We start from the raw sequence: 19,731 nt of genomic DNA, 5'->3' as shown, positions 1-19,731 counted from the left end.
ACCTCACCCCAGCTCGGGGGTCAACAGCCGGAGTCCCGCGGTCTCACCCAGTCGCTCCCTCAGCCAATAGGCGGACTCCACCTCCACAAAGCAGAGCTGATCCCGCCCCGCAGCGACCCCCACCATGATCTGCTCAAGCCGTGCTTGCTGGGCGGCACTCCAGGCAGCAACCAGCTTGCCGCCATGGGCCTCGTCCACCACCTCACGGCGCAGCTCGAACAGGTTATCGGTGATCGGGCTGTTTATCTTGCTCGGGTGGCGCCAGTACATCTGCAGGTTGTCCAGCATCTCCTCATCGTAACTTGCAAGCGCATCGAGCTCCGGCGTCTCTTTACTCTGGGCCGCGAATTCACACCAGCCTGCCGACAAGGTAGCCAGACTCTGGGCATCCTTGCCATGCTGACGCAGGGTTGTCACGTCTTCCCCGCGAATGGCCGGCAACCAGAGATCTCCTTGATGTTGCGCCAGGAGAGGGAGCAGCAAGGAGGGAGCATAAACAGGAAAACGGGGACCCAGAGAGTGCAGCAGAGAGACCAGAGTAACAGTGATCATGAGACGCGCCTTGAACAAGATGACCTGGCATCACGCCTGGTCATGAGGGTGAACGAGGGTGCCATTCTAGCATGTTTGCCTTGCTGGGGGCGTTTGCGTCCAGTCGGACCGGTGATAGATAGCGTCCAAAAAAGCAGCGTTTGAACCAGAGCGGCCCCGATAAAGGCCAATTGTTTGAGCCAGCGCCCACTAAAGAGGCACCGGGGATGCTAGGTTGCATACATCTTTAGCGTAAGGAGTGCATCCATGAGTGGGATCAACCAGGTTTCTGACGATTTTGTGAATGAGCTGAAAATACTGGCGTGTTTTGATCCGGCCAACATGAGCCTGGGGATCAAGCTGCGCAGCGACATGTCGGAAGCGCTTTGCCAGGCGGCAGCGCGCCTGCACAGCCAGGGCCTGATCACCGCAGCAGATGGCGGCTATCTGACCCCTTTCGGCATGACCATGCTGGAGCATCTCCAACACCTGCTGGTCGCACTCAAGCCGAATTGAGCGGTTGTGGTGCCCAGAGCGAGAAGTTGAGCAACTCCCAGCGCTCTCCTTGTCGCAGCAGACAAGCAAACAGCAAAGGACCTTCGGGTCCTTTTATCTTGCCATCGACCAGCCACTCTCCCGCCCGTTTTGGCACCGGCTGTACCCTGATCTCATCGGGTTTCACCGCGTTTCCCAGACGAACATGTACAAACTGTTGACACACGGACACGGCATCATTCACCGCAGGATCCGGCGTTGGCGTGCTGGCCTGACCGGTCAACGCCACGGTCAGCAAGAGGGAGGAGATCAGGGTCATGACGCGTATTGATGAAGCCATGAAAACAAAAAGCCGTGGCACCAGAGGTACCACGGCTTTCTTAAATTCTGCAAGAATTACAGAGCAGTTACGTTCTCAGCCTGCGGGCCTTTTTGACCTTGGGTCACAGAGAACTGTACGCGCTGACCTTCAGCCAGGGTACGGAAGCCGTTACCTTGGATGGCGCTGAAGTGAACGAAAACGTCCGGGCCGTTTTCTTGCTGGATGAAGCCAAAACCTTTGGTTTCGTTGAAAAACTTAACGGTACCGGTGATCATGTTAGACATATCTTTAAACCTGTATTCAAAATAATTACTTATGCTTTTCAGCGGGTAAAGCTCAAAAAACGGGATTACTTATGAACAACAGGAAAAGATGTAAAACATCATATTCATTGACATAACTATCGCCCTTTCAAGCTGGTTGAGATTATACGTGCCTTTGTCGATTACGCAAACAAATTTGTACCCCGCCAGCGGCGGGGTACGGCGGTTTAGACCTGTGCCGACTCCAGTGCCTGAACCAGGGCTTTGAGGAAGCGAGCCGCCTCTCCACCGGTGCAGGCTCTGTGGTCAAACGTCATCGACAGGGGAAGTGCACGCACCGGGCGCGCCTCGCCGTGGATGAACACCACCTTCTCGAACAACTTGCCCGCTCCTATGATGGCCACCTGGGGTGGTGTGACGATGGGGCTGGCGTAACGGCCAGCGATGGCGCCAAAGTTGGTGAGGGTGATGGTTGCCCCCTGCAGCATTTCCCGCGGCACGGCACGGGCCTTCACATCGGCGATCATCCGATCCAGCCCCTGCCGTATGTCAGCCGGGTCCCGCTCTGCCACGTTCTCCATCACGGGCACATAGAGCCCATGCTTGGAGTCGACTGCGATGGCCACATTGACCTCCCTGAACAGACGCCGCGACAGGGTCTCTCCGTCAAACCACGCATTCATGGAGGGTTCGGCCCGACACGCCACGCCGATCGCCTTGATGAGGCGCACCGTCACATCTTCATCCGGGCGCCAGTGGCGCAAGTCCACTTCGTCGGTGATGCTCACCGGCACCACAGTCCGGTGCGAGAGCTCCATCGCCTTGGCCATGGCCCGGCGCGAGCCTTTCAGGAACTCGTTGCCGCTCTCCTGCTGGGCCTCGAACGCCTGTTGCACATCCTGCTCGGTCACCATGCCAGCGCTGCCGGTTCCCTTGACCTTGTCGATGTCCAGCCCCAGTTTTTGCGCCAGCAGACGTACCGCTGGCATGGCTTGCACCAGCGTGCCGCCGGGCGCCATGGCCCCCACCACGAAATGATCCTCGATATGCTGCTGATGGGCGCTGACCTTGCCAACGACAGTGCCGTCATCCTCGCCCCCTTCAAACTCCACTAGCGGTGCCCCGATGTGGAGGATGTCCCCCTCCTGCCCGCACAATCTGGCGATGACCCCGGCCACCGGTGAGGGCACATCCACCAGCGCCTTGGCTGTCTCCACCGACAGCAGTACCTGATCTACCTGCACCGTATCACCGGCGCTCACCTTCCACTCGACGATCTCGGCCTCGGCCAGTCCTTCGCCCAGATCCGGCAATTTGAAAAATTTCATGACCTGCTCTCCCTCTGCTGGGACATCACCAAACATTGACAGACACCATGGAGCCCTGTGGCCCAGGCACTTGCGCATCCGTACCTGTCGTGCGTCATAGCCACTGGTTCTCCATCAGTTGCCGAGCCGCCTGCGCGATCTCCTGCTCGGTGATGAGGTAATACTCCTCGTTGCGATAGTAGGGGACGGCGGCATCCACGCCGGTGAGGCGTCTTGGCGGCGCCTTGAGGGCAGTCATCGCCTCTTCGGTCACCTGGGACACGATTTCGGCACCCACCCCGAAACTGCCACAGGCTTCGTGTACTACCAGCAACCTCCCGGTCTTGCGTACCGAGGTCAGGATGCTCTCCATGTCCAGGGGTTTGATGGTGGCAAGATCCAGCACCTCGCACTGGATGTCCTGCTCCGCCAGCAGGTTCGCCGCCCGCATGACTTCCTGGATGCAGGCTCCCCAGGCCACCACAGTGATGTCCCGGCCGGGACGCAGGGTGAAGCAGACATCCAGCGGCAGGCCGATGCCGTCATCCACCACATCCGACTTCATGGAGCGATAGATGCGATCCGGCTCGAAGAACATCACGGGATCCGGGTCCCGAATGGCCGACAGCAGCAGGCCGTAAGCCCGCTTCGGGCTCGAAGGGATCACAACCCGCAGCCCGGGGATATGGGCAAACAGGGCCTCGACGCTCTCGCTGTGGTGCTCGGGTGAATGGATGCCGGCACCATAGGGGGAGCGGTAGACGATGGGACAGGTGACGCGGCCACGGGTCCGGTTTCGCATCCGCGCCGCCTGGCAGATGATCTGCTCCATGCCCGGGAAGATGAAGCCCTGGAACTGGAATTCGGCCACGGGTTTGAGCCCCTGGGTCGCCATGCCCACCGCCACCCCGGCGATGAGTCCTTCGGCCAGCGGCGTATCGATGACCCGCTTGAACCCGAATTTATCGCGAAGCCCCACGGTGGCGCGAAACACACCGCCGTTGACCCCCACATCCTCCCCCAGCACCACCACATCAGGATCGCGTGCCATCTCGTGGTGCAACGCCAGATTGATCGCTTCGAGCAGCGTGATATCGCTCATAGTCCCTCCCCGCTCTGCTGCATGCCCTTGGCGATGATGCGCTGGCGCTGGGCAAGATAGGCCTTCGGCAGCTCGGCAAACTGGTAATCGAGCAGGGTCTCCGGCGCCTGGGGCGTGATGGCCTCGTAGGCGGCAACGGCGCGTTCCACTTCCCGGCCCGCCTCTGCCAGCAGCGCCTGTTCCTGCTGCTCGTCCCACCAGCCCCGTTCAAACATGAACTGGCGCAGCCGCTTGACCGGCTCCCTGGCCCAGGCCGCTTCCACCTCGGCGCCGTCACGATAGCGAGTCGCATCATCGGCGGTGGTGTGATCCCCGAGCCGGTAGCTGACGGCTTCGATAAGCGTCGGCCCCTTGCCGCTGCGAGCCCGCTCGACGGCGGCGCGGGTCGCCTCATAGACCGCCACCACGTCATTGCCGTCCACCTGGAGGCTGCGCACCCCGGCCCCGATACCCTTCTGGGCCAGGGTGGGCGCGCTCGACTGCAACTTGCGCGGCACCGAGATGGCCCACTGGTTGTTGTTGATGATCATCACCATGGGGAGATGCCAGACACCGGCACAGTTGAGCCCCTCGAGGAAGTCTCCCTTGGAGGTGCCGCCATCGCCGATGGTCACCACGGCGACCCTGGGCTGGTTGCGCAGCTTGAAGGCGGCCGCGATGCCGGCAGCATGGGTGATCTGGGTGGCGATGGGAACGCAGATGGGCAAGTCTTCCGACAACTCGCCATCGGCCTTGTAGAAGACGCTGCCACGCTCGTCCCCGCCCCAATACTGCAGGTTCTGCTCCATGGGCACGCCCCTCACGTAGAGAGTGGGCATGTCCCGGTAGTAGGGCACATAGACATCCTCTGACTGCATGGCGAGCCCGACCCCGATCCCCACCGCTTCCGCCCCAAGATGGGATGGAAAGGTGCCGAGTTTGCCGGTTCGCTGCAGTGCTATCGCTTTCTTGTCGTAACTGCGCACCATCACCATGTTGCGGTAGAAGGTGTGCAGCATCGCCTTGTCCAGCCAGGTCGGCAGTGTCGCGACCGGGCGCCCCTCCTCATCGAGGTAACGAAGGAAGGGGATGTCGACATGGGTCATAACTGGCTCCTTGCCGTTGTCAGCGTCACCACCATGAGGTGACATTTAAAATGTAAACAACATGTTAATCAAAGGGCAACGAGATTCATCCAGGTAAGACCAGTAGAAACTTCTTTTATTTTCGAAGGTAATCGGAATTTTCGGCGAGCAGAAACAAAGAAGGGAGCCTGTTCAGGCTCCCTGTCATATCGAGTTCGGGATCACGCCCATCACCGCCATGCTGCTTGCCACCGCCCGTGGCGCAGGATCAGCATGACAAAAAGGCGTCAATTCACTCCCACAAACGGGTGGGTACCACCAGCAGCATGGTGCGCTGTCCGATGGCCACGTTGGCGTTGGGGAAGACCACCGCCTCCCGCGGTTTCTCTACCCTGTATTGCTGATCCCCATCTTCTGCCAGCACAAAACCCTGGGGAAATTCGGTGAAATTGTCCACATCGCTGGCAAACAGGAAGCGGAACTGCTCCGACTGCTTGTTGATCACCCGATCTATGGCAAAAAGGGTGAAGTCATCGGCTCGCCATGGCTCGAGGGCCACCTCATCCCGGGTCACCAGCTCCTGCAATGTCTGGCGCACCTCGATGAAGCGGGTCATGTCGTTTTCACCGAAGGGCCGCACCTTGCCCAGCTCCACCGTAAAGGCATGGGCGCCGTGCTGGTGCGAGCTGTAATAGCTGAAGGTGGTGGTCGGGCCGCTCGAGAGCAGTATGGTGCGCACGCCGCAGGCACCGAGGAAACGTACCTGCTCCTTGCAGTGGGGGCGTTCGTGGGGGAAGGGATAGACGGCAAACTTCTCGTGGCGCGAGCCGCGAATGGCGGTATGGAGATCGTAGTGGTAACGGGGCCTGGCCGAGTCGGCAAAGAAGCGGCTCACATACTGCTCCAGACGCATGGCGCGGATGCGCTCCCGGTTGCACAGCCCCTCCCCCTTGCTGTGGGCGCCCGAGAAGAGGCGGTTCATGTTCTCTTCCACCTCCCTCACCCCCTGGTTCATGGCGGCGGGGTTGCCAAAGAGGAAGAGCACCCGGTGACGAACCTTGAGCTCCTCTGCGAGCAACCGGGTCAGCAACTGGTTGCAGATCTCGATGGGGGCGGTCTCGTTGCCGTGGATGCCGCAGGAGAGGACGATGTCCTTGTGCCCAGGTTGCCCCGCCTCGGAAGCGGGTTCCAGGCAGATCACGCCGGTATCCCACACGCTCACCCGGGTACCGTCGGTCAGATTGAAGGCGAAAGGCTCGAGCTGCCACTCATGGCGGCGCGTCAGGGCCAAAAAGTCATGCTGGGGAATCATCCGTCTCACCCTTTAGTCTGGAATGCCATGGCCGGATTATACGCAAGGCAACCGGGCTTAAAATCAGTTTTTAAACAAATTCAAACAGTAAGGATACAAAAATGGCGAGAATGAGTGACAACACATGCAACAGGATCAAGCGGGGGGAAACACGGGAGAGGGAAAGTGGTGAACGGGTATCGGCAAGTGAAGACAGCATGCCTTCGGCAGACGGGTGGGCAGAATGCCCCTGGGATCAGCAGAAAAACAAGGCATCCATGCCCGGCTGATCAACCACGCCAGAACGGCTTGGTGGTCTCTTGATAGCGGTCGGCTTCGTTCAGACCGATGTCCTTGAGCAGGTAGGCGGGCAGCTCGGAGAGCTGGCGACGGCTGCGGCTGCGTTCCAGCCAGGTCAGGACGGTCATCTTGACGCGAGCAACCAGATTCGATTCGCTGGAATGCTGGTAACCGGCTTCGGTATAAGTCATGTTGGCCATGATATGGCTCCTCTCTCTAGTTCTGCGCAAGGCTCGGATTTGATGCGCAAAGCTTAGTCAGGGCGGGGAGGTGCCTCAATTGACGAATTTTGATACATGACATTAGTAAAAGTAATGGTTGATATCGCCAGGGCAATAACCATAACCATATGATTTTAAAATGAAATAATGCTGAAACTTTCCCCCTTTCAACCTGGCAGCATTTTCTCCTGCGCCACCCACTTCTAACTATGCACTTTCCCACGCTAGCTATGCACGGCACGACGACGAGTCAGCAGGGTGCAAACTCTCTGTCACCAGGTTTTGTTAACAAATAGATCGCAACAAGATCGTTATTTAACAAAAAGATACGAACAGGCAACCTGAACCGGATGCCCCCATGTCACCCCCATCGTCAGGGTGGCACCGGACACTTGGCACCCTGCTATCATACTGGTATGGTTATTTATACAGTAGTTTATCATGCTGCCTCCCCACGTTGTCCCAATATCATGCTGAACAAGGGAGCGGCACACACACAGGATCTGCCGATGGACACCTTTACCCCCACCGCCGCCCTGCGTCAACAGATGGCCCTGCTGGAGGCGTCGCTGGCACGCCTTGCCCGGCAACTGGGCCAGCTCGACCTGCTGGAGGCTCATGTCTATCCCCTCCCGGCCGTGGCCCAGGGGGAAGAGCATGAGCCCATCGAGGCCATCGAGGTGGGCTATCTCTCGGGCGAGGCGGCCCTGGCCGCCACCCTCGCCGCCTTTCAGGACCACAGCGCCCGCCCCGGCTGCTCCACCAAGGCGACCCACCGTCTGCCCGGCTGGCTGCGCTTTCCTGCCGCCTGCGCCAGGGAGCTGGCACCCGTCATCGAGGAGATCAACGCGCACAAGCTCGCCTTCAAGGCCATGGTGCAGGCGGCGGGCGGGCGGGACGAGAAGTTCGAGCTGGTGCACGGCGCCCTGCCCGGCGTCATCACCCTGCAGGTCTATCGCAAGCTGACCTGGCTTCAGGGGGATCTCCATTCGCTGGGCTTCACCTGGGCCGACAAGCAGAGCATCAGCCGCCTCAGCCGGGAGCAGGTACTGGAGATGCTGGAGCGCAGCCGCCGGTATGTACCGGCGCTCTTTGACAACGAAGAGTGGAGCAAGATGGTGGATCAGGAGGTATACGACATTCGCCGCCTGCCAGCGGATGCCGGCCTGCGGATCCGCAGGCCGGTCAAGACCCACCCCATGATCAACCTGCTCTGGCAGGACCGGGAGCCCCGCAAGCAGCAGATCAAGGCGAGCCTTCCCCTGCTGCTCTGCTCCGATACCCAGCCGGCCGTCACCCATCTGGGCCACTACCCGCCCAAGCTGCGCCAGGCACGCCGGGATCGCAAGATTGGCGGTGACCCCATCATAGAGCGGCTGCACCTCTACCTCTATCAGGGGTAGCGCAGGCTCGGCACCGCCACAAACGACAAGGGGAGCATCACGGATGCTCCCCTTGTCACATCGGGCGACAGCCCATCGCCGTCAGCTCATCAGCAGTGCCCGCAGGCTCTCCACATCCAGCCCCTTCACCTCGGACTGGCCGCTCAGGAGGCCGTCGGCCAGTGCCCGCTTCTCGTCGTGCAGCGCCACTATCTTCTCCTCCACCGTCTGCTCGCACACCAGGCGATAGACGGTCACCGGCTGGGTCTGGCCCATGCGGTGCGCCCGATCGCTCGCCTGATCCTCCACCGCCGGGTTCCACCAGGGATCGAGGTGCAGCACGGTGTCGGCCTGGGTCAGGTTGAGGCCCGTGCCCCCCGCCTTGAGGCTGATGAGGAAGAGCGGCACCGCTTCGTGGCGAAAACGCAGGATGGACTCCTGACGGGACTTGGCCGAGCAGCCCCCATCCAGATAGCAGTAGTCCCACTGCCGCTGCTCGATACGGCTGCGCAGCAGGCTCAGCAGATCGACAAACTGGCTGAACACCAGCACCCGGTGGCCACCATCGATGGCTTCGTCCAGCAGCGCCATCGCCTCGTCCAGCTTGCTGCTGGTCTGGGACCACTCCGGCATCACCAGCTGGGGGGAGCAGCAGAGTCGGCGCAGCCGGGTCAGGCCGCTCAGCACATGCATCAGGGCACGGCCATCGGCACTTTGCACCTGCTGCACCACCTCGCGCCGGGTCGCCTCGTAGAGCTGACGCTCCTCGGGGGAGAGGCTGATGTGATGGATGATCTCGGTCTTGTCCGGCAGCTCCGTCAGCACCTGTTGCTTGAGGCGGCGCAGGATGAAGGGGCTGATCACCGCCCGCAGCATCGCCATGTGCTGGGGATCCTTGACCGCCTTGCCAAAGCGGCGCTTGAACTCCCCGAGGCTCCCGAGCAGGCCGGGGTTGATGAAGCTGAACAGGCTCCACAGCTCCCCCAGATGGTTCTCGATGGGGGTGCCGGAGAGGGCAAGGCGAAAATCCCCGTCGAGCTGGAACAGCAGCTTGGCGCGTTGGGTACCGGCATTCTTGATCTGCTGTGCCTCATCCAGCACCATGCTCGACCAACGGCGGGACTTGAGCGCCTGGGAGAGACTGCCGAGCATGCCGTAGTTGACCAGGACGATCTGTCCGGCCCTGGCCCCCTGGATCAGGGTCTCCCGCTCGGCGGGATGGTCGAACACCACCACCTCGAGCTCAGGGGCAAAGCGGGCCACCTCCTCCTGCCAGTTGGTGACCACTGACTTGGGCACCACCACCAGCGCCGGGCCCAGGTGCTGGCGCATACGCAGCACGATGAGGGCCTGCAAGGTCTTGCCCAGGCCCATGTCATCGGCCAGACAGGCGCCAAAGCCGTGATGGGCCAGGGTCGCCATCCAGCGTACCCCCTCCTTCTGATAGTCCCGCAGCGCCGTCAGCAGCTCGGGGGGACAGCTCACCTCCTGCTGCCACTCCTGCTGGAGATTCTGCCAGGCGGCATCCCCCTCGGTGGTGATGACGGAGAGCAGGCGGGCCAGCGGATAGGCCAGCTTGTTGTTGATGCGCTGCTCGTTGTCCAGCATGGCGCCGAGCACGGTGAGGCGTTCCACCAGCTTGTCGCTCAGCATCAGGCTGGTTTTCTCGTCGAGCTGCACCGTGCGCTGGCCCGGTGTCAGCTGGCGCAGGATGAGGCGAAGATCGAGGATCTGGTGCTCGTCCAACGAGAGCGCCCCCTCCACCTGGAACCAGTCCTGACGCCGCTCGATGCGCAGGCTCAGGGCCGCTTCATCGAGGCTCTTGAGGCGGGCGCTGTCCTGGTGCCAGTGCACCACCACACCGGCGTCCACCAGCTCCGGCAGGGCGTTGACCAGGGTAAGCGCCTGCTCCCCGTCCAGCTTCCACTCGTTGCCGGGCAGGCCGATGGGCAACTGGTTGCGAAGGCGCTGGGCATCGTCCTTCTCGGCAGCCAGATCCCGCTGCCAGTAGTGATACTCCCGGATACCCTGGCGCACGATGGCCTCCCCCTTGCCCAGAGGCAAGGGCGGCAGGTCCCCCTCCCGGGTCACCAGCTGGACCACGAGCTGCCCCTCCTGCCAGTCGAGCAGGACGGAGGGAACGCCGGGCCAGGGGGCCAGCTCGGCATTGCCCCTGAGCCCCGCCACCTGGCTGTGCCAGGGGAGATCGGGGATCGCATCCAGCGTGCGTTGCAGCTCCTCGAGCCCGGCCGGCGGCAATGCCGGAATGGCCTCCAGGGCCGGTAATCTGTCCAGCAGTGCCTGCGGTGTCAGAATAAGCTGCCACAAATCCTGAGCCAGAGGGACGATGTGCGCACCGCGGGCGGCGGGAGCAGGATGTAGCCTGGCGCTCATGCCCTCCCCGCTCTGTACCAGTTGCAGCAGGGGGGCGCTGACGGCCAGTTGCAGCTTCTGTCCCTTGGCATTGAAGAGGCGAGGATGGTTTGCCAGGGGCACCCAGGCATCCCGGGGCAGCTTGCCCATGTTGCGCGGCAGGGTGCGCACCAGTGCCCAGTCCGCCTCGTCCAGCAGGCTGGCGTACTGGGTGGAAAGCAGGGCCGGATCGACCCTTCGCCCGGCGGTCCACTCCCCCTTGGTGCTCTGCTTCTGGATCTTGCACTCAAGCTCAGGCCCCTCTGCGTGGAGCAGCCAGACCAGCCGCTCCTGGGGCTTGCGCACCCCGCTCGAGCGTCCCAACCCCTGCAGCCAGTTGAGCCAGCTTGCAGAGGCGGGGGCCTTGCCTTCCTCCTCGGTGGCATCCTCTTCCTCCCCTTGAGCAGGGCGCAGCGCGCGCAGGGGCCAATGGGCGGCCTCCCGGCCCAGCAGGAGTCGCAGCAGATCCTGGCAGAAGGCCATCAGTCGATGCCGGGGCTCGGCGTCCAGCACGTGGGAGAGGTCCCACTTGTGCAAGATGGTCACCTGGGGGCTCTGCTCGCCGTGGCGCGCCAGGGCGCAGAGATCGAGCCAGAGGTAACCCCAGTGGAGCTCCTCCAGCGGCAGTTGCAGGGTATCGAACAGGCCGACCGCCTGGCCGTGGCGATCTCCGGCCCACTGCCCCAGCAGATCGGCCAGCAGGGGGGAGTGATGGCCCAGACTGCGCTGCCACTTCTTGCGCTGCTCGCTCCCCTGCACCGGATCTGCCTGTTGCAACCAGCCGAGCCAGAGCAAGGCGCTGAACATCCGAGGCCAGGGCGACGCCTCTTGCCCCTGCCACTGGCCAAGCGCCCCCAGCAGCCGCTCGGCCAGGGGTTGCTCATCCCCCTGCTGCGCCAGTTGTTGCAGTGCAGGCCAGTGAGTGGTTACCTCGCCCCCAAATGAACCGCAGAGCCACTCCCATTCGCGGGCGCGAGCCTGGATCTGGCCAGAGAGCGCCGGGGAGCAGGAGGCGACCAGCGTTGCCAGCGGCCAGCCCTCGTCAGGCTCTGCGTCAAGCAGGGCCTGCAGGGCGAAGTGTTCGAGCAGCAGGGCCTGCCAGGCGGGGCTGGAGCCTGCCAGCAGGCGGGGAGCATCGGGGAGATCCAGGAGGCTCAGGAGCTCGGCACTCTGGTAATAGGCCGGGATCTGCCCCGCCTCCCCCAGACAGAGCTCGCGCACCACCTCCTGTGCCCGCTCCAGGCCCGTGACCGAGGGGATGCGGGACCACTGCGGCATGGGGCACTCCCCCGCACGCACCGCCAGGATCAGGGTCAGGGTTCCCTCTGCCGTCAGACTCCACTGCTGCTCCGTTCGTTGACGGACAAGCCCCCACTGCTGCAACTGATCGAGGGTGTCGAGCAGCGCACGCCCGGGTGCGCCCGGGGCATAGAGGGTGTCTTGCAGGTAACGAGTGCTGGCGGCGCGCTGCAATTGCAGCTCGCACAGCAGGGCATGGCAATCTGAAGAGAGGGTGAAGGCTGACATCAGAACTCACGGGCAAGTGCAAAGGCGGAATTTTAACGGGAAAGCGGCGGCGGCTCGACCCTTAAGCGCGAAATAGTGCAAAAAAGCTGGCGCCTTTGATGGGTACGCGAGCGACAGGGCTGACAGGGCACTCGTCCCTGCCACCGGGCAACGGGCTGCAGGAGGGGCGCGCTCATCAAAAAAGGCGCCGCAGCGCCTTCTGGAGACAGGTTGTTGGCTCAGCCTTCCAGCCGTGCCAGACGGGCTTCCAGCCCCTGCAACTGCCCCTTGAGGTGCTCGACCTCTTCTTCGAGCGCTGCCAGTCTGTCTGCCGCCGGTGACACAAGGTTGCCAGCGGGCGCCGCGTCGGCCAGCGCCTGCAGATCCACCTCGCCACTGAACAGGTGCGCGTAGCGGGATTCCCGCTTGCCCGGCTCACGGGGCAGCTTCACCACATAGGGCCCCCGTTCGATGAGGGTGGCCAGCACGGCATCCACTTCGGTCACATCGTCAAAGCTGCACAGCCGGTTGGTGCGCGAGCGCAGCTCACCCGGGGTCTGCGGGCCACGCAGCAAGAGTTCGCAGATAATGCCGAGCTCCTGGGCCGAGAACTTCAGCTCACCGAACTCGGTATTGCAGAAACGATGCTGATAGCGGGGCACCCTGGCGTTGAAACCGGCGGTATTGACCACCAGACGGCGGCGGATCAGCTCGTCGATCACGGCGCGAATATCCAGCTCGGCGAGCTCCAGCACGGGTTCCCGGTTGCTCTTCTGGTTGCAGGCATTGACCAGTGCATTGAGCGAGAGAGGGTACTGATCCGGCGTGCAGATCTCTTTCTCAATCAGGCAGCCGATCACGCGGGCCTCTAATGGGCCTAGTACTATCTCCATGTCATACTCCCTTGCCAAACAAGACGTTAAGACGGTTATCTTAGCCAAGGCGCTTGCGCCGTCCAGCAGATAACCCCATTTTTGCGAGCCGATGAAACCCTTGCTGCAACCTTGTACAGCAAAACGGCCTCGGTGCGCAGGCGAGGTGAAGGGATGGCCGGGAACCTCTTTGGCAACCAGCCCCCTCCCCCTTCAACGAGGCGGGCACAAAAACCATCACGGCCGCAAAGGCGGCCGTGATGGTTGACAGATTGAAACGCCCCTCATGAAGAGGGCTTGCGCTCCAGGGTCGCGGCCACCTTTCTTGCGGCCGACACGGTGAGCAAAGGCTCACCCGGATAGAGCATCAGGGCGCTTGTCCGCAGGTTGTCCGCCTCCGCCGTGCGCCCCAGGGCATTGAGGGCGATCACCATGTTGGCGTAGATGTTGGCCCTCGGGGTATGGCGCACGAAGGCCTGCCCCCAGTCAAGGTAGGCTTCAAGCTCCGCCTGGTTGTTGGCCTGCAGACCGACCATGAGGCGCACCGCGTTCACGTCGAACTCCACCCGGGTCAGCCAGGCCATGGGGTTGACGATGTCGAGCAGGAGCGCAGGCTGCTTGTAACCGCCCCGCTCATACTTGGTCACCACCCAGGCGGTATGCATGGCGGTCAGCATGAAGGGGATGACGATCAGGGGAATGGCGATGGCCATGAAGCGCAGCAGCAACCAGGGGCGGCACAGATGGTCGCGCCAGTTGCCGTGGCCTTGCTCCTCTACCTCCGCATCCATCGCATACAGGAGCAGCAGCAGCGCCCACCACAGGGCGATGGCGTGGTAGAAGGGGTATTCGGTCTGGGTGTGCAGCAAGATGGGGGTCACCAGCGCAAGCAAGGCGGCGCCCTTGACCCAGCCCGCCCGGCTCAGACGCCACAGGAGGGCCCCGCCCATCAGCACCATGCCCAGCATGGGGGCCAGACCCCCTTCCACCGCCCAGTAGAGAAACTCGTTGTGGGGGTGATCCAGGTTGTACTCGATCTGCACCATGGCCGGGTTCAGCGCCTTGTCGGCCATGTAGTGATGGAGAAACACCGACTCGAAGCTGCCATAGCCCCAACCGGTCCAGGGCATCTGGGCAATCAGCTTGGCGGCGTAGGGCCAGTAGATGGAGCGCATGCCGCCGGACTGGTAGATCTCCAGCCCTCGTCTGGCTCCGGCCATCAGGTATTGCGAGGCCAGCCCGAGCAGAATGCCCAGGGCCACCAGCGCGAGCATCCGGCCCAGCCGCCGCTCACGACCCAGCTGGGCAGACAGCAGCAAGAGAGCCATCACGCCGCCCAGTTGCCCGACTCGCGATTGCAGGACCACCAGCAGCAGAGAAGTGGCCAGGATCACCCCATAGCGCAGCCCCTTGAGCCAGGGGTTGGCATCACCGCGCAGCTCCAGCCAGATGGCCAGTGACAGGCCGGTCGCCATGAAGCTCGCCATCACGTTGGGTTGCTGGAAGATGCCATAGGGGCGGTTGGTCTGGGTGTCGTACCCAATCCAGTTGCCCGGCACCAGCAGGTAGTACTGCACCAGGCCGAGCAGCGCCTCGATGGCAACGGCCCCCAGCAGCAGATAGAGCAGCCTGTCTCGCGCCTCGCGGTCGAATCGCCATTGATAGAGGCTTGCCAGAAACAGCAGGCCGGCAAACAGCCCCAGCAGCCGGGGAATGGCATAGTCCTTGAGCTCGAATCCCGGATAGGCCATCGGCAGCAACAACAAGATCCCCCCCAGCCACTGGGCCGTCAGCAGCGGCGAGACCACCAGTCGCTGGCTGAGGGTCACATGCCACAGCCCCAGCGCCATCACCAGGCTGGCGAAGATCCAGCCCCAGGTATTGAACGGCAGATAGAGCCCTGCCCCGCCTGGGTTGTGCATGAAAAAATGCATGCCAAGCAACCAGTAAAGGAGGCTGACAACCCCCAATATCCCTGTCGTCGACGTCACCGTCACTGCTCCCTGTTGTGTCATGCTCATGCTCGTTTTCTTCCGACACGCCATACATGAAGGGGGGCAAAGCCCCCCTTGTTCACTTCAATCATCCTTGTGCCGATTCCGGTCGGCGAAACGCATGGCGCACCAGCACGATGCCCACCCCCAGCATGCCACCGAGCAGGGTAGCCAGCACCACGACCAGAGGGCGCTTGGGCTGCTCGCGGCTCAGGGGCTCACTCGGCGAAGCCAGATAGGCGAACGACTGGAAGGGCTGTGCCTCAAGCTTGAGGGCCTCAAGACTGCCCAATTGCAGGCGCAGGTCGCTCAGCGCCGGGTTGAGGAACTCGGGGTTCTTGATCTCCTTGAGGATCTTGAGCTTCTCGGAGAGGGCGCGCGCCCCCAGATCGATGGGAAGGCTCCCCTGCTCCTGCAGATTCTGCACCGGCGCCTCCAGCCCGGCCGCCTGTGTAATACGCAGACCATATTCGGTACGCAGAATATCGTCTTGCAACTGCTTGAGGGTATCGGCCTTGGCACTCTCGAACTGGGTCTGCAGCGTCTTGATGCGGTTCTGCCAGATGGTATACAGCTCCTTGCCCTTGGCCGCCGACTCCTGATGCTGGATAAAGGCGATGTACTGCTCCAGCCGGGATTTGGCCTCCCCCGCCGTGGCCGCGGCAAAGGAGAGCGTCACCTCTTCACGCAATTTGTCCGGTGCCTTGGCGCTGATCCCCTCGGCCATCTTCTTGAGCAGCAGCCGCTTGCCTTTGGGGTCTGTGACGTCGGCCTGCGCGGCCTCGGCATCCAGGTAACCCCTTTCTTGCAGGAACTGGCGCTTGTTGTTGAAGCTGTTGAAGTTGTTGACGAAGTCGCCATAGAGCGCCTTCTTGTCAAAGGCAGTAAAAGCCGCCACCGGTACCTGGGCATTGATCAGCTGATTGATGTTGAGCTCGAGGGACTCCACCTCCTTGAGGGTGGGCGACCTGATCTCGGCCTGGCTGACCCAGACCTGGGGGGCCAGCAGGGCATAGGCGATACCTGCTGCGGCAAAGACGCCTGCGACCAGCAGGATCAGTATTTTCTGGCGCCACAGGACCAGGATCAGCTCACGCAGATCGATTTCATCACCGGAAGAGGCTTGCCAACCCTGGGGCAGCTGACTGTCTGAATTATCGAATACTTGTTTGTTCATATCGGGCTCTGAAGATGAGGTGATTGCCAGAGAGGGGCGTGACGGTCTTTCTCTGACAAGCGTAATGGCACATTGTCCATGAGGGGCCACTCAATAGCCAGTGTCGGATCCGACCAGTGAAGGGAGGCTTCCAGCTCGGGAGCGTAATAGTCGGTGCATTTGTAGAGCACCTGGGCCCATTCGCTCTGAACATAAAAGCCGTGGGCAAAACCTGGCGGGATCCAGAGGGAGGTTCCCTCCTCGGCCGAGAGCGACACCCCCACCCACTGGCCCAGGGTCGGGCTCCCGGCGCGCACGTCGACGGCCACGTCGAAGATGGTGCCTGCCAGCACCTGTATCAGCTTGCCTTGGGGCCGCTGGCGTTGATAATGCAGCCCCCGTAGTGTCCCTTGTCGGGAACGACTCAGATTGTCCTGAACGAAGCAAAAATCACCGCATCTGCGGGTGAAGAGATCGTGGCGAAACAGCTCCATGAAGTCGCCCCGTTCATCTGGATGACGCTGGTGGCGGATCTGGATAACATCCGGAATCTTCAATGAAATAAAGTGCATAGGTGTTTTCTTTGGAATAATGGGCAAGGATATATCACCCAATGGAGTGCCTTATCAATCCCAATCGGGGTGCATTTTGCCAAAGGGCTCTTGCAGCAGACGCAACAGATAGGCGCCATACCCGCTTTTTGCCAGTGGCTGTGCCAGTGACGCCAGCGCCTCGTCAGAGATCCAGCCCTGGCGCCAGGCGATCTCCTCCGGAGCAGCCACCTTGAGCCCCTGGCGTTTCTCCAGGGTCTGGATGAAGCTGCTCGCCTCCTGCAGGCTGTCATGGGTCCCGGTATCCAGCCAGGCAGCACCACGCCCCATGAAACAGACCTCCAGACTTTGCTGTGCCAGATAATGGAGATTGACATCGGTGATCTCGAGCTCTCCCCGTGACGAAGGGCGCAGGCCCCGAGCAATCTCGCTTGCCGTGGCATCGTAGAAATAGATGCCCGTCACTGCGTATTGACTGGCAGGAGATGCCGGCTTCTCGACGATCGACTCGACCCGCCCCTCACCGTCGAACCCCAGTACACCGTAACGTTCGGGATCCTGTACATGATAGGCAAACAGGGTGGCGCCTTGCGTCTTGGCGCTCGCGCGCTGCAACTGGCGGGGCAGCTCGGTGCCATAGAAGATGTTGTCCCCCAGAATCAGGCAGCAGGGGTTGCCGGCCAGAAAGGGTTCGGCAATGAGCAGCGCCTGGGCCAGCCCGGCAGGCTCTTCCTGCACCGCGTAGCAAAATTGCATCCCCCACTGGCTGCCATCCCCCAACAGCAGCTCGAAGCGGGACAGATCCAGCGGCGTGCTGATGATGAGAATCTCGCGGATACCCGCCTGCATCAGGGTTGAGAGGGGGTAATAGATCATGGGCTTGTCATAGACCGGCAGCAGTTGCTTGCTGATGGCCAGCGTCGCCGGATAGAGACGGGTGGCGGATCCCCCGGCCAGGATGATGCCTTTACGCTGGTGCATGGAACACCTCCAGAGGAGAACAGAGAGCCATCAAGACACGCGTCACGTCATTCACCTTCACACTGACTGGCAAGCCAGCGGCTCATCAGCCCTTCCCAGGCCGGGATCTGGATCCCGAACACAGTGGCAAACCGTCGACAATCGAGCCTGGAGTTGGATGGCCGACGGGCTGCCTGGGGCCAGTTTGCAGATGGAATGGGTTTTATCGGAACGGGCTGCGCCAGCAGACCAAGCCGACAACCTTCCTCAACCAGGGCCGATGCAAAGCCATGCCAGCTCGTCTCGCCTGCGGGACAGAGATGATAGAGGCCGCCCTTGTCTGGCGCCTTCACGACCTGTGTCAGCGCCAGGAGAACGGACGTTGCCAGCCAGTCCACCTGGGTCGGCGCCCCCCACTGATCCGCCACCACCTCAAGGGGCTGGCCCTCGTTGGCACGGCGCAAGATGGCACGGGCGAAGTGTGCCCCTTCCCCACCATAAACCCAGCTGGTGCGCACGATCAGATGATGGGGACAGAGCCCCTGAATGGCCTGCTCTCCGGCCAGCTTGCTGGCACCGTAGACATTGAGCGGGGCAGGCACATCCACCTCGCGCCAGGGAGCGCTGCCGGAGCCATCGAACACATAGTCGGTGGAAAAATGTACCAGCAGCGCCCCCCTGGCACCGGCTTCCCGGGCAAGCAGTGCGACGGCCTGATGATTGATACGCTCTGCCAGCTCGGGCTGGCTCTGTGCGAGATCGACTGCCGTATAGGCCGCACCGTTCAGGATGACATCAGGCTGATGGCGGTTCAGGGCGCTGATCAGCGCACCGGGGTCGGTGATATCACACGCATCCCTGCCAAGGGCCGTCACCTGCCAATGGGGATAACCTCGGCAAAGGGCAGAAAAAAGGGCTCGTCCCAACTGGCCACGAGCCCCCAGCAACAAGATCCGCATCGGGATTACCGCGCGCCAAAACCGGTCAGGATGGTGCGGATGGTCTTGAATACGATGAGCACATCCAGCCAGAGGGAGAAGTGCTTGATGTAGTAAAAATCGTGCTCGATCTTGATGCGGGTATCATCGGCATCGGCGGCATAACCGTGGACCACTTGCGCCCAGCCACTGATCCCGGGCCGCACGATGTGACGGTACATGTAGAACGGGATCTCCCGTTCGAACTGATCGACGAACGTGCGCTGCTCCGGTCTTGGCCCAATCAGGCTCATGTCCCCTTTAAGGACGTTGAAGAACTGCGGCAGCTCGTCGATGCGCAGCTTGCGGATCACCTTGCCCACCCGGGTGACGCGCATGTCGCCGTCCTGGGCAAACTGGGCGCCGGCTTTTTCCGAATCCTTGCACATGCTGCGGAACTTGTAGATGCGAAAATCCTTGTTCCCCTTCCCTACCCGGTTTTGCAGGAACATCACGGGGCCCGGACTCTCCAGCTTGATGAGGATCGCCGTCACCAGCATCAGGGGGGAGAACAGCGGGATCGCGATCAACGCGGCCAGAATGTCCATTCCACGTTTGATGAAGGCATAGACGGGGGACGGCAAGAGGGAACCAAGCTGGTTCTCGTGCAGATGATCAATCTTCACGCGCCCGGTCAGGGTCTCGCTGATCTGCTTGATGTGGTAGACGGGGATATGCGCCAGGGCGCAGCGCGCCAGGAAACGCTCCCACTCACCCGCCAGCTTCTCATCCCGAAGGTCTGCCACCACTGCGTCATAACGCACGGCCCCGAGATCGGGTTTGTCCAGCAGACGCCACTGCACACACTCGTGCCGGGTCAGGGCCTGATAGTCCCCAAAGGGTAGCAAGGCGTATTTGGGGGTCCGGTAACGGCGGCCGATGAAGTAGGCGAGCCAGCAGCAAAGCAAGGCAACCAGATACGACTCAAACAATACCTGGCGGCTGTAAGGCAGCCGCAGGAAGAAGAGAACCCCCACCAAAGTACCGTAGAGCGTCGTGACAGTCGGGATCATATAGGCCACAGG

18 protein-coding genes are annotated in these 19,731 nt (G+C 61.9%); 2 read left to right on the top strand and 16 right to left on the bottom strand.

Annotation, left to right across the window (positions count from 1 at the left end):
* Positions 1-3: 3 nt before the first annotated feature.
* Positions 4-552 carry a hypothetical protein gene (locus AB7E19_RS03275; RefSeq protein WP_045524136.1) on the bottom strand — a complete coding sequence of 183 codons (549 nt, stop codon included), beginning with the start codon at positions 550-552 and terminating at the stop codon, positions 4-6.
* A gap of 246 nt (positions 553-798) precedes the next feature.
* On the opposite strand from AB7E19_RS03275, the gene AB7E19_RS03270 reads away from it, so the two are divergent.
* Positions 799-1,047 (top strand): TIGR02647 family protein, encoded by a 249-nt coding sequence (locus tag AB7E19_RS03270; protein WP_010675310.1) that lies wholly within the window; start codon positions 799-801, stop codon positions 1,045-1,047.
* Here the strand turns inward: AB7E19_RS03270 and AB7E19_RS03265 are convergent.
* The 7 genes from AB7E19_RS03265 to AB7E19_RS03235 all read right to left on the bottom strand — a co-directional run bounded on the left by AB7E19_RS03265 (position 1,034) and on the right by AB7E19_RS03235 (position 6,875).
* Positions 1,034-1,345, bottom strand: coding sequence for a hypothetical protein (locus tag AB7E19_RS03265; RefSeq protein WP_103254967.1), 312 nt, complete (start codon positions 1,343-1,345; stop codon positions 1,034-1,036). The two genes, AB7E19_RS03270 and AB7E19_RS03265, sit on opposite strands and share 14 nt — an antisense overlap.
* Positions 1,346-1,422: 77 nt before the next feature.
* Positions 1,423-1,632, bottom strand: coding sequence for a cold-shock protein (locus AB7E19_RS03260; protein ID WP_005302803.1), 210 nt, complete (start codon positions 1,630-1,632; stop codon positions 1,423-1,425).
* Between the two features lie 206 nt (positions 1,633-1,838).
* Entirely contained in the window at positions 1,839-2,939 is a 1,101-nt protein-coding gene (locus AB7E19_RS03255; RefSeq protein ID WP_010675312.1) for a dihydrolipoamide acetyltransferase family protein, read from the bottom strand.
* Between the two features lie 94 nt (positions 2,940-3,033).
* The gene (locus AB7E19_RS03250) at positions 3,034-4,020 is read right to left on the bottom strand and encodes an alpha-ketoacid dehydrogenase subunit beta (RefSeq protein WP_052814703.1); all 987 of its coding nucleotides are present in this window, start codon (positions 4,018-4,020) and stop codon (positions 3,034-3,036) included.
* A complete protein-coding gene (pdhA, locus tag AB7E19_RS03245) occupies positions 4,017-5,105 on the bottom strand; it encodes a pyruvate dehydrogenase (acetyl-transferring) E1 component subunit alpha (protein WP_103244601.1) in 1,089 nt (362 codons plus the stop codon). Before pdhA ends, AB7E19_RS03250 begins: the two co-directional genes overlap by 4 nt.
* A 271-nt stretch (positions 5,106-5,376) precedes the next feature.
* A complete protein-coding gene (astE, locus tag AB7E19_RS03240; protein ID WP_225159933.1) occupies positions 5,377-6,396 on the bottom strand; it encodes a succinylglutamate desuccinylase in 1,020 nt (339 codons plus the stop codon).
* Between the two features lie 269 nt (positions 6,397-6,665).
* Complete coding sequence (locus tag AB7E19_RS03235; RefSeq protein WP_010675316.1) at positions 6,666-6,875, bottom strand: DUF1127 domain-containing protein; 210 nt, start codon at positions 6,873-6,875, stop codon at positions 6,666-6,668.
* Positions 6,876-7,405: 530 nt separating this feature from the next.
* Here AB7E19_RS03235 and AB7E19_RS03230 point away from each other — a divergent pair.
* Positions 7,406-8,299 carry a DNA replication terminus site-binding protein gene (locus AB7E19_RS03230; protein WP_103261376.1) on the top strand — a complete coding sequence of 298 codons (894 nt, stop codon included), beginning with the start codon at positions 7,406-7,408 and terminating at the stop codon, positions 8,297-8,299.
* A gap of 81 nt (positions 8,300-8,380) precedes the next feature.
* Here the strand turns inward: AB7E19_RS03230 and AB7E19_RS03225 are convergent, their stop codons facing one another.
* From AB7E19_RS03225 to AB7E19_RS03190, 8 genes are all read right to left on the bottom strand, one after another.
* Positions 8,381-12,217: a DEAD/DEAH box helicase gene (locus AB7E19_RS03225; RefSeq protein ID WP_286701219.1), complete on the bottom strand. Its 3,837-nt coding sequence runs from the start codon at positions 12,215-12,217 to the stop codon at positions 8,381-8,383.
* Positions 12,218-12,435: 218 nt separating this feature from the next.
* On the bottom strand, positions 12,436-13,089 hold the full coding sequence (locus AB7E19_RS03220) for a YceH family protein (RefSeq protein ID WP_039040218.1): 654 nt from the start codon (positions 13,087-13,089) through the stop codon (positions 12,436-12,438).
* A 263-nt stretch (positions 13,090-13,352) separates the two neighbouring features.
* Positions 13,353-14,990, bottom strand: a complete 1,638-nt coding sequence (locus tag AB7E19_RS03215; RefSeq protein ID WP_409070725.1) for a PglL family O-oligosaccharyltransferase — start codon at positions 14,988-14,990, stop codon at positions 13,353-13,355.
* A 160-nt stretch (positions 14,991-15,150) separates the two neighbouring features.
* A complete protein-coding gene (locus tag AB7E19_RS03210; protein WP_261999550.1) occupies positions 15,151-16,239 on the bottom strand; it encodes an LPS O-antigen chain length determinant protein WzzB in 1,089 nt (362 codons plus the stop codon).
* Positions 16,236-16,790, bottom strand: coding sequence for a dTDP-4-dehydrorhamnose 3,5-epimerase (gene rfbC / locus AB7E19_RS03205; RefSeq protein WP_042017517.1), 555 nt, complete (start codon positions 16,788-16,790; stop codon positions 16,236-16,238). Before rfbC ends, AB7E19_RS03210 begins: the two co-directional genes overlap by 4 nt.
* 54 nt (positions 16,791-16,844) lie before the next feature.
* Entirely contained in the window at positions 16,845-17,750 is a 906-nt protein-coding gene (gene rfbA / locus AB7E19_RS03200) for a glucose-1-phosphate thymidylyltransferase RfbA (RefSeq protein WP_045524120.1), read from the bottom strand.
* 47 nt (positions 17,751-17,797) lie between these two features.
* Entirely contained in the window at positions 17,798-18,688 is an 891-nt protein-coding gene (gene rfbD / locus AB7E19_RS03195) for a dTDP-4-dehydrorhamnose reductase (protein ID WP_322131170.1), read from the bottom strand.
* A 5-nt stretch (positions 18,689-18,693) separates the two neighbouring features.
* A complete protein-coding gene (locus tag AB7E19_RS03190; RefSeq protein ID WP_322131169.1) occupies positions 18,694-19,719 on the bottom strand; it encodes a sugar transferase in 1,026 nt (341 codons plus the stop codon).
* Between the last annotated feature and the right edge of the window lie 12 nt (positions 19,720-19,731).

Source organism: Aeromonas sp., assembly GCF_050252055.1.
Lineage (GTDB): Bacteria > Pseudomonadota > Gammaproteobacteria > Enterobacterales > Aeromonadaceae > Aeromonas > Aeromonas caviae.
The sequence above is the reverse complement of the archived record's forward strand: the minus strand, read 5'-3'. Positions and strand labels throughout refer to the sequence as shown.

Excerpts from the sequence above, each read along its gene's own strand:
- AB7E19_RS03275 (WP_045524136.1), bottom strand. The coding sequence starts at position 552 with ATGATCACTGTTACTCTGGTCTCTCTGCTGCACTCTCTGGGTCCCCGT.
- AB7E19_RS03270 (WP_010675310.1), top strand. The coding sequence starts at position 799 with ATGAGTGGGATCAACCAGGTTTCTGACGATTTTGTGAATGAGCTGAAA.
- AB7E19_RS03265 (WP_103254967.1), bottom strand. The coding sequence starts at position 1,345 with ATGACCCTGATCTCCTCCCTCTTGCTGACCGTGGCGTTGACCGGTCAG.
- AB7E19_RS03260 (WP_005302803.1), bottom strand. The coding sequence starts at position 1,632 with ATGTCTAACATGATCACCGGTACCGTTAAGTTTTTCAACGAAACCAAA.
- AB7E19_RS03255 (WP_010675312.1), bottom strand. The coding sequence starts at position 2,939 with ATGAAATTTTTCAAATTGCCGGATCTGGGCGAAGGACTGGCCGAGGCC.
- AB7E19_RS03250 (WP_052814703.1), bottom strand. The coding sequence starts at position 4,020 with ATGAGCGATATCACGCTGCTCGAAGCGATCAATCTGGCGTTGCACCAC.
- pdhA (WP_103244601.1), bottom strand. The coding sequence starts at position 5,105 with ATGACCCATGTCGACATCCCCTTCCTTCGTTACCTCGATGAGGAGGGG.
- astE (WP_225159933.1), bottom strand. The coding sequence starts at position 6,396 with ATGATTCCCCAGCATGACTTTTTGGCCCTGACGCGCCGCCATGAGTGG.
- AB7E19_RS03235 (WP_010675316.1), bottom strand. The coding sequence starts at position 6,875 with ATGGCCAACATGACTTATACCGAAGCCGGTTACCAGCATTCCAGCGAA.
- AB7E19_RS03230 (WP_103261376.1), top strand. The coding sequence starts at position 7,406 with ATGGACACCTTTACCCCCACCGCCGCCCTGCGTCAACAGATGGCCCTG.
- AB7E19_RS03225 (WP_286701219.1), bottom strand. The coding sequence starts at position 12,217 with ATGTCAGCCTTCACCCTCTCTTCAGATTGCCATGCCCTGCTGTGCGAG.
- AB7E19_RS03220 (WP_039040218.1), bottom strand. The coding sequence starts at position 13,089 with ATGGAGATAGTACTAGGCCCATTAGAGGCCCGCGTGATCGGCTGCCTG.
- AB7E19_RS03215 (WP_409070725.1), bottom strand. The coding sequence starts at position 14,990 with ATGCACAACCCAGGCGGGGCAGGGCTCTATCTGCCGTTCAATACCTGG.
- AB7E19_RS03210 (WP_261999550.1), bottom strand. The coding sequence starts at position 16,239 with ATGAACAAACAAGTATTCGATAATTCAGACAGTCAGCTGCCCCAGGGT.
- rfbC (WP_042017517.1), bottom strand. The coding sequence starts at position 16,790 with ATGCACTTTATTTCATTGAAGATTCCGGATGTTATCCAGATCCGCCAC.
- rfbA (WP_045524120.1), bottom strand. The coding sequence starts at position 17,750 with ATGCACCAGCGTAAAGGCATCATCCTGGCCGGGGGATCCGCCACCCGT.
- rfbD (WP_322131170.1), bottom strand. The coding sequence starts at position 18,688 with ATGCGGATCTTGTTGCTGGGGGCTCGTGGCCAGTTGGGACGAGCCCTT.
- AB7E19_RS03190 (WP_322131169.1), bottom strand. The coding sequence starts at position 19,719 with ATGATCCCGACTGTCACGACGCTCTACGGTACTTTGGTGGGGGTTCTC.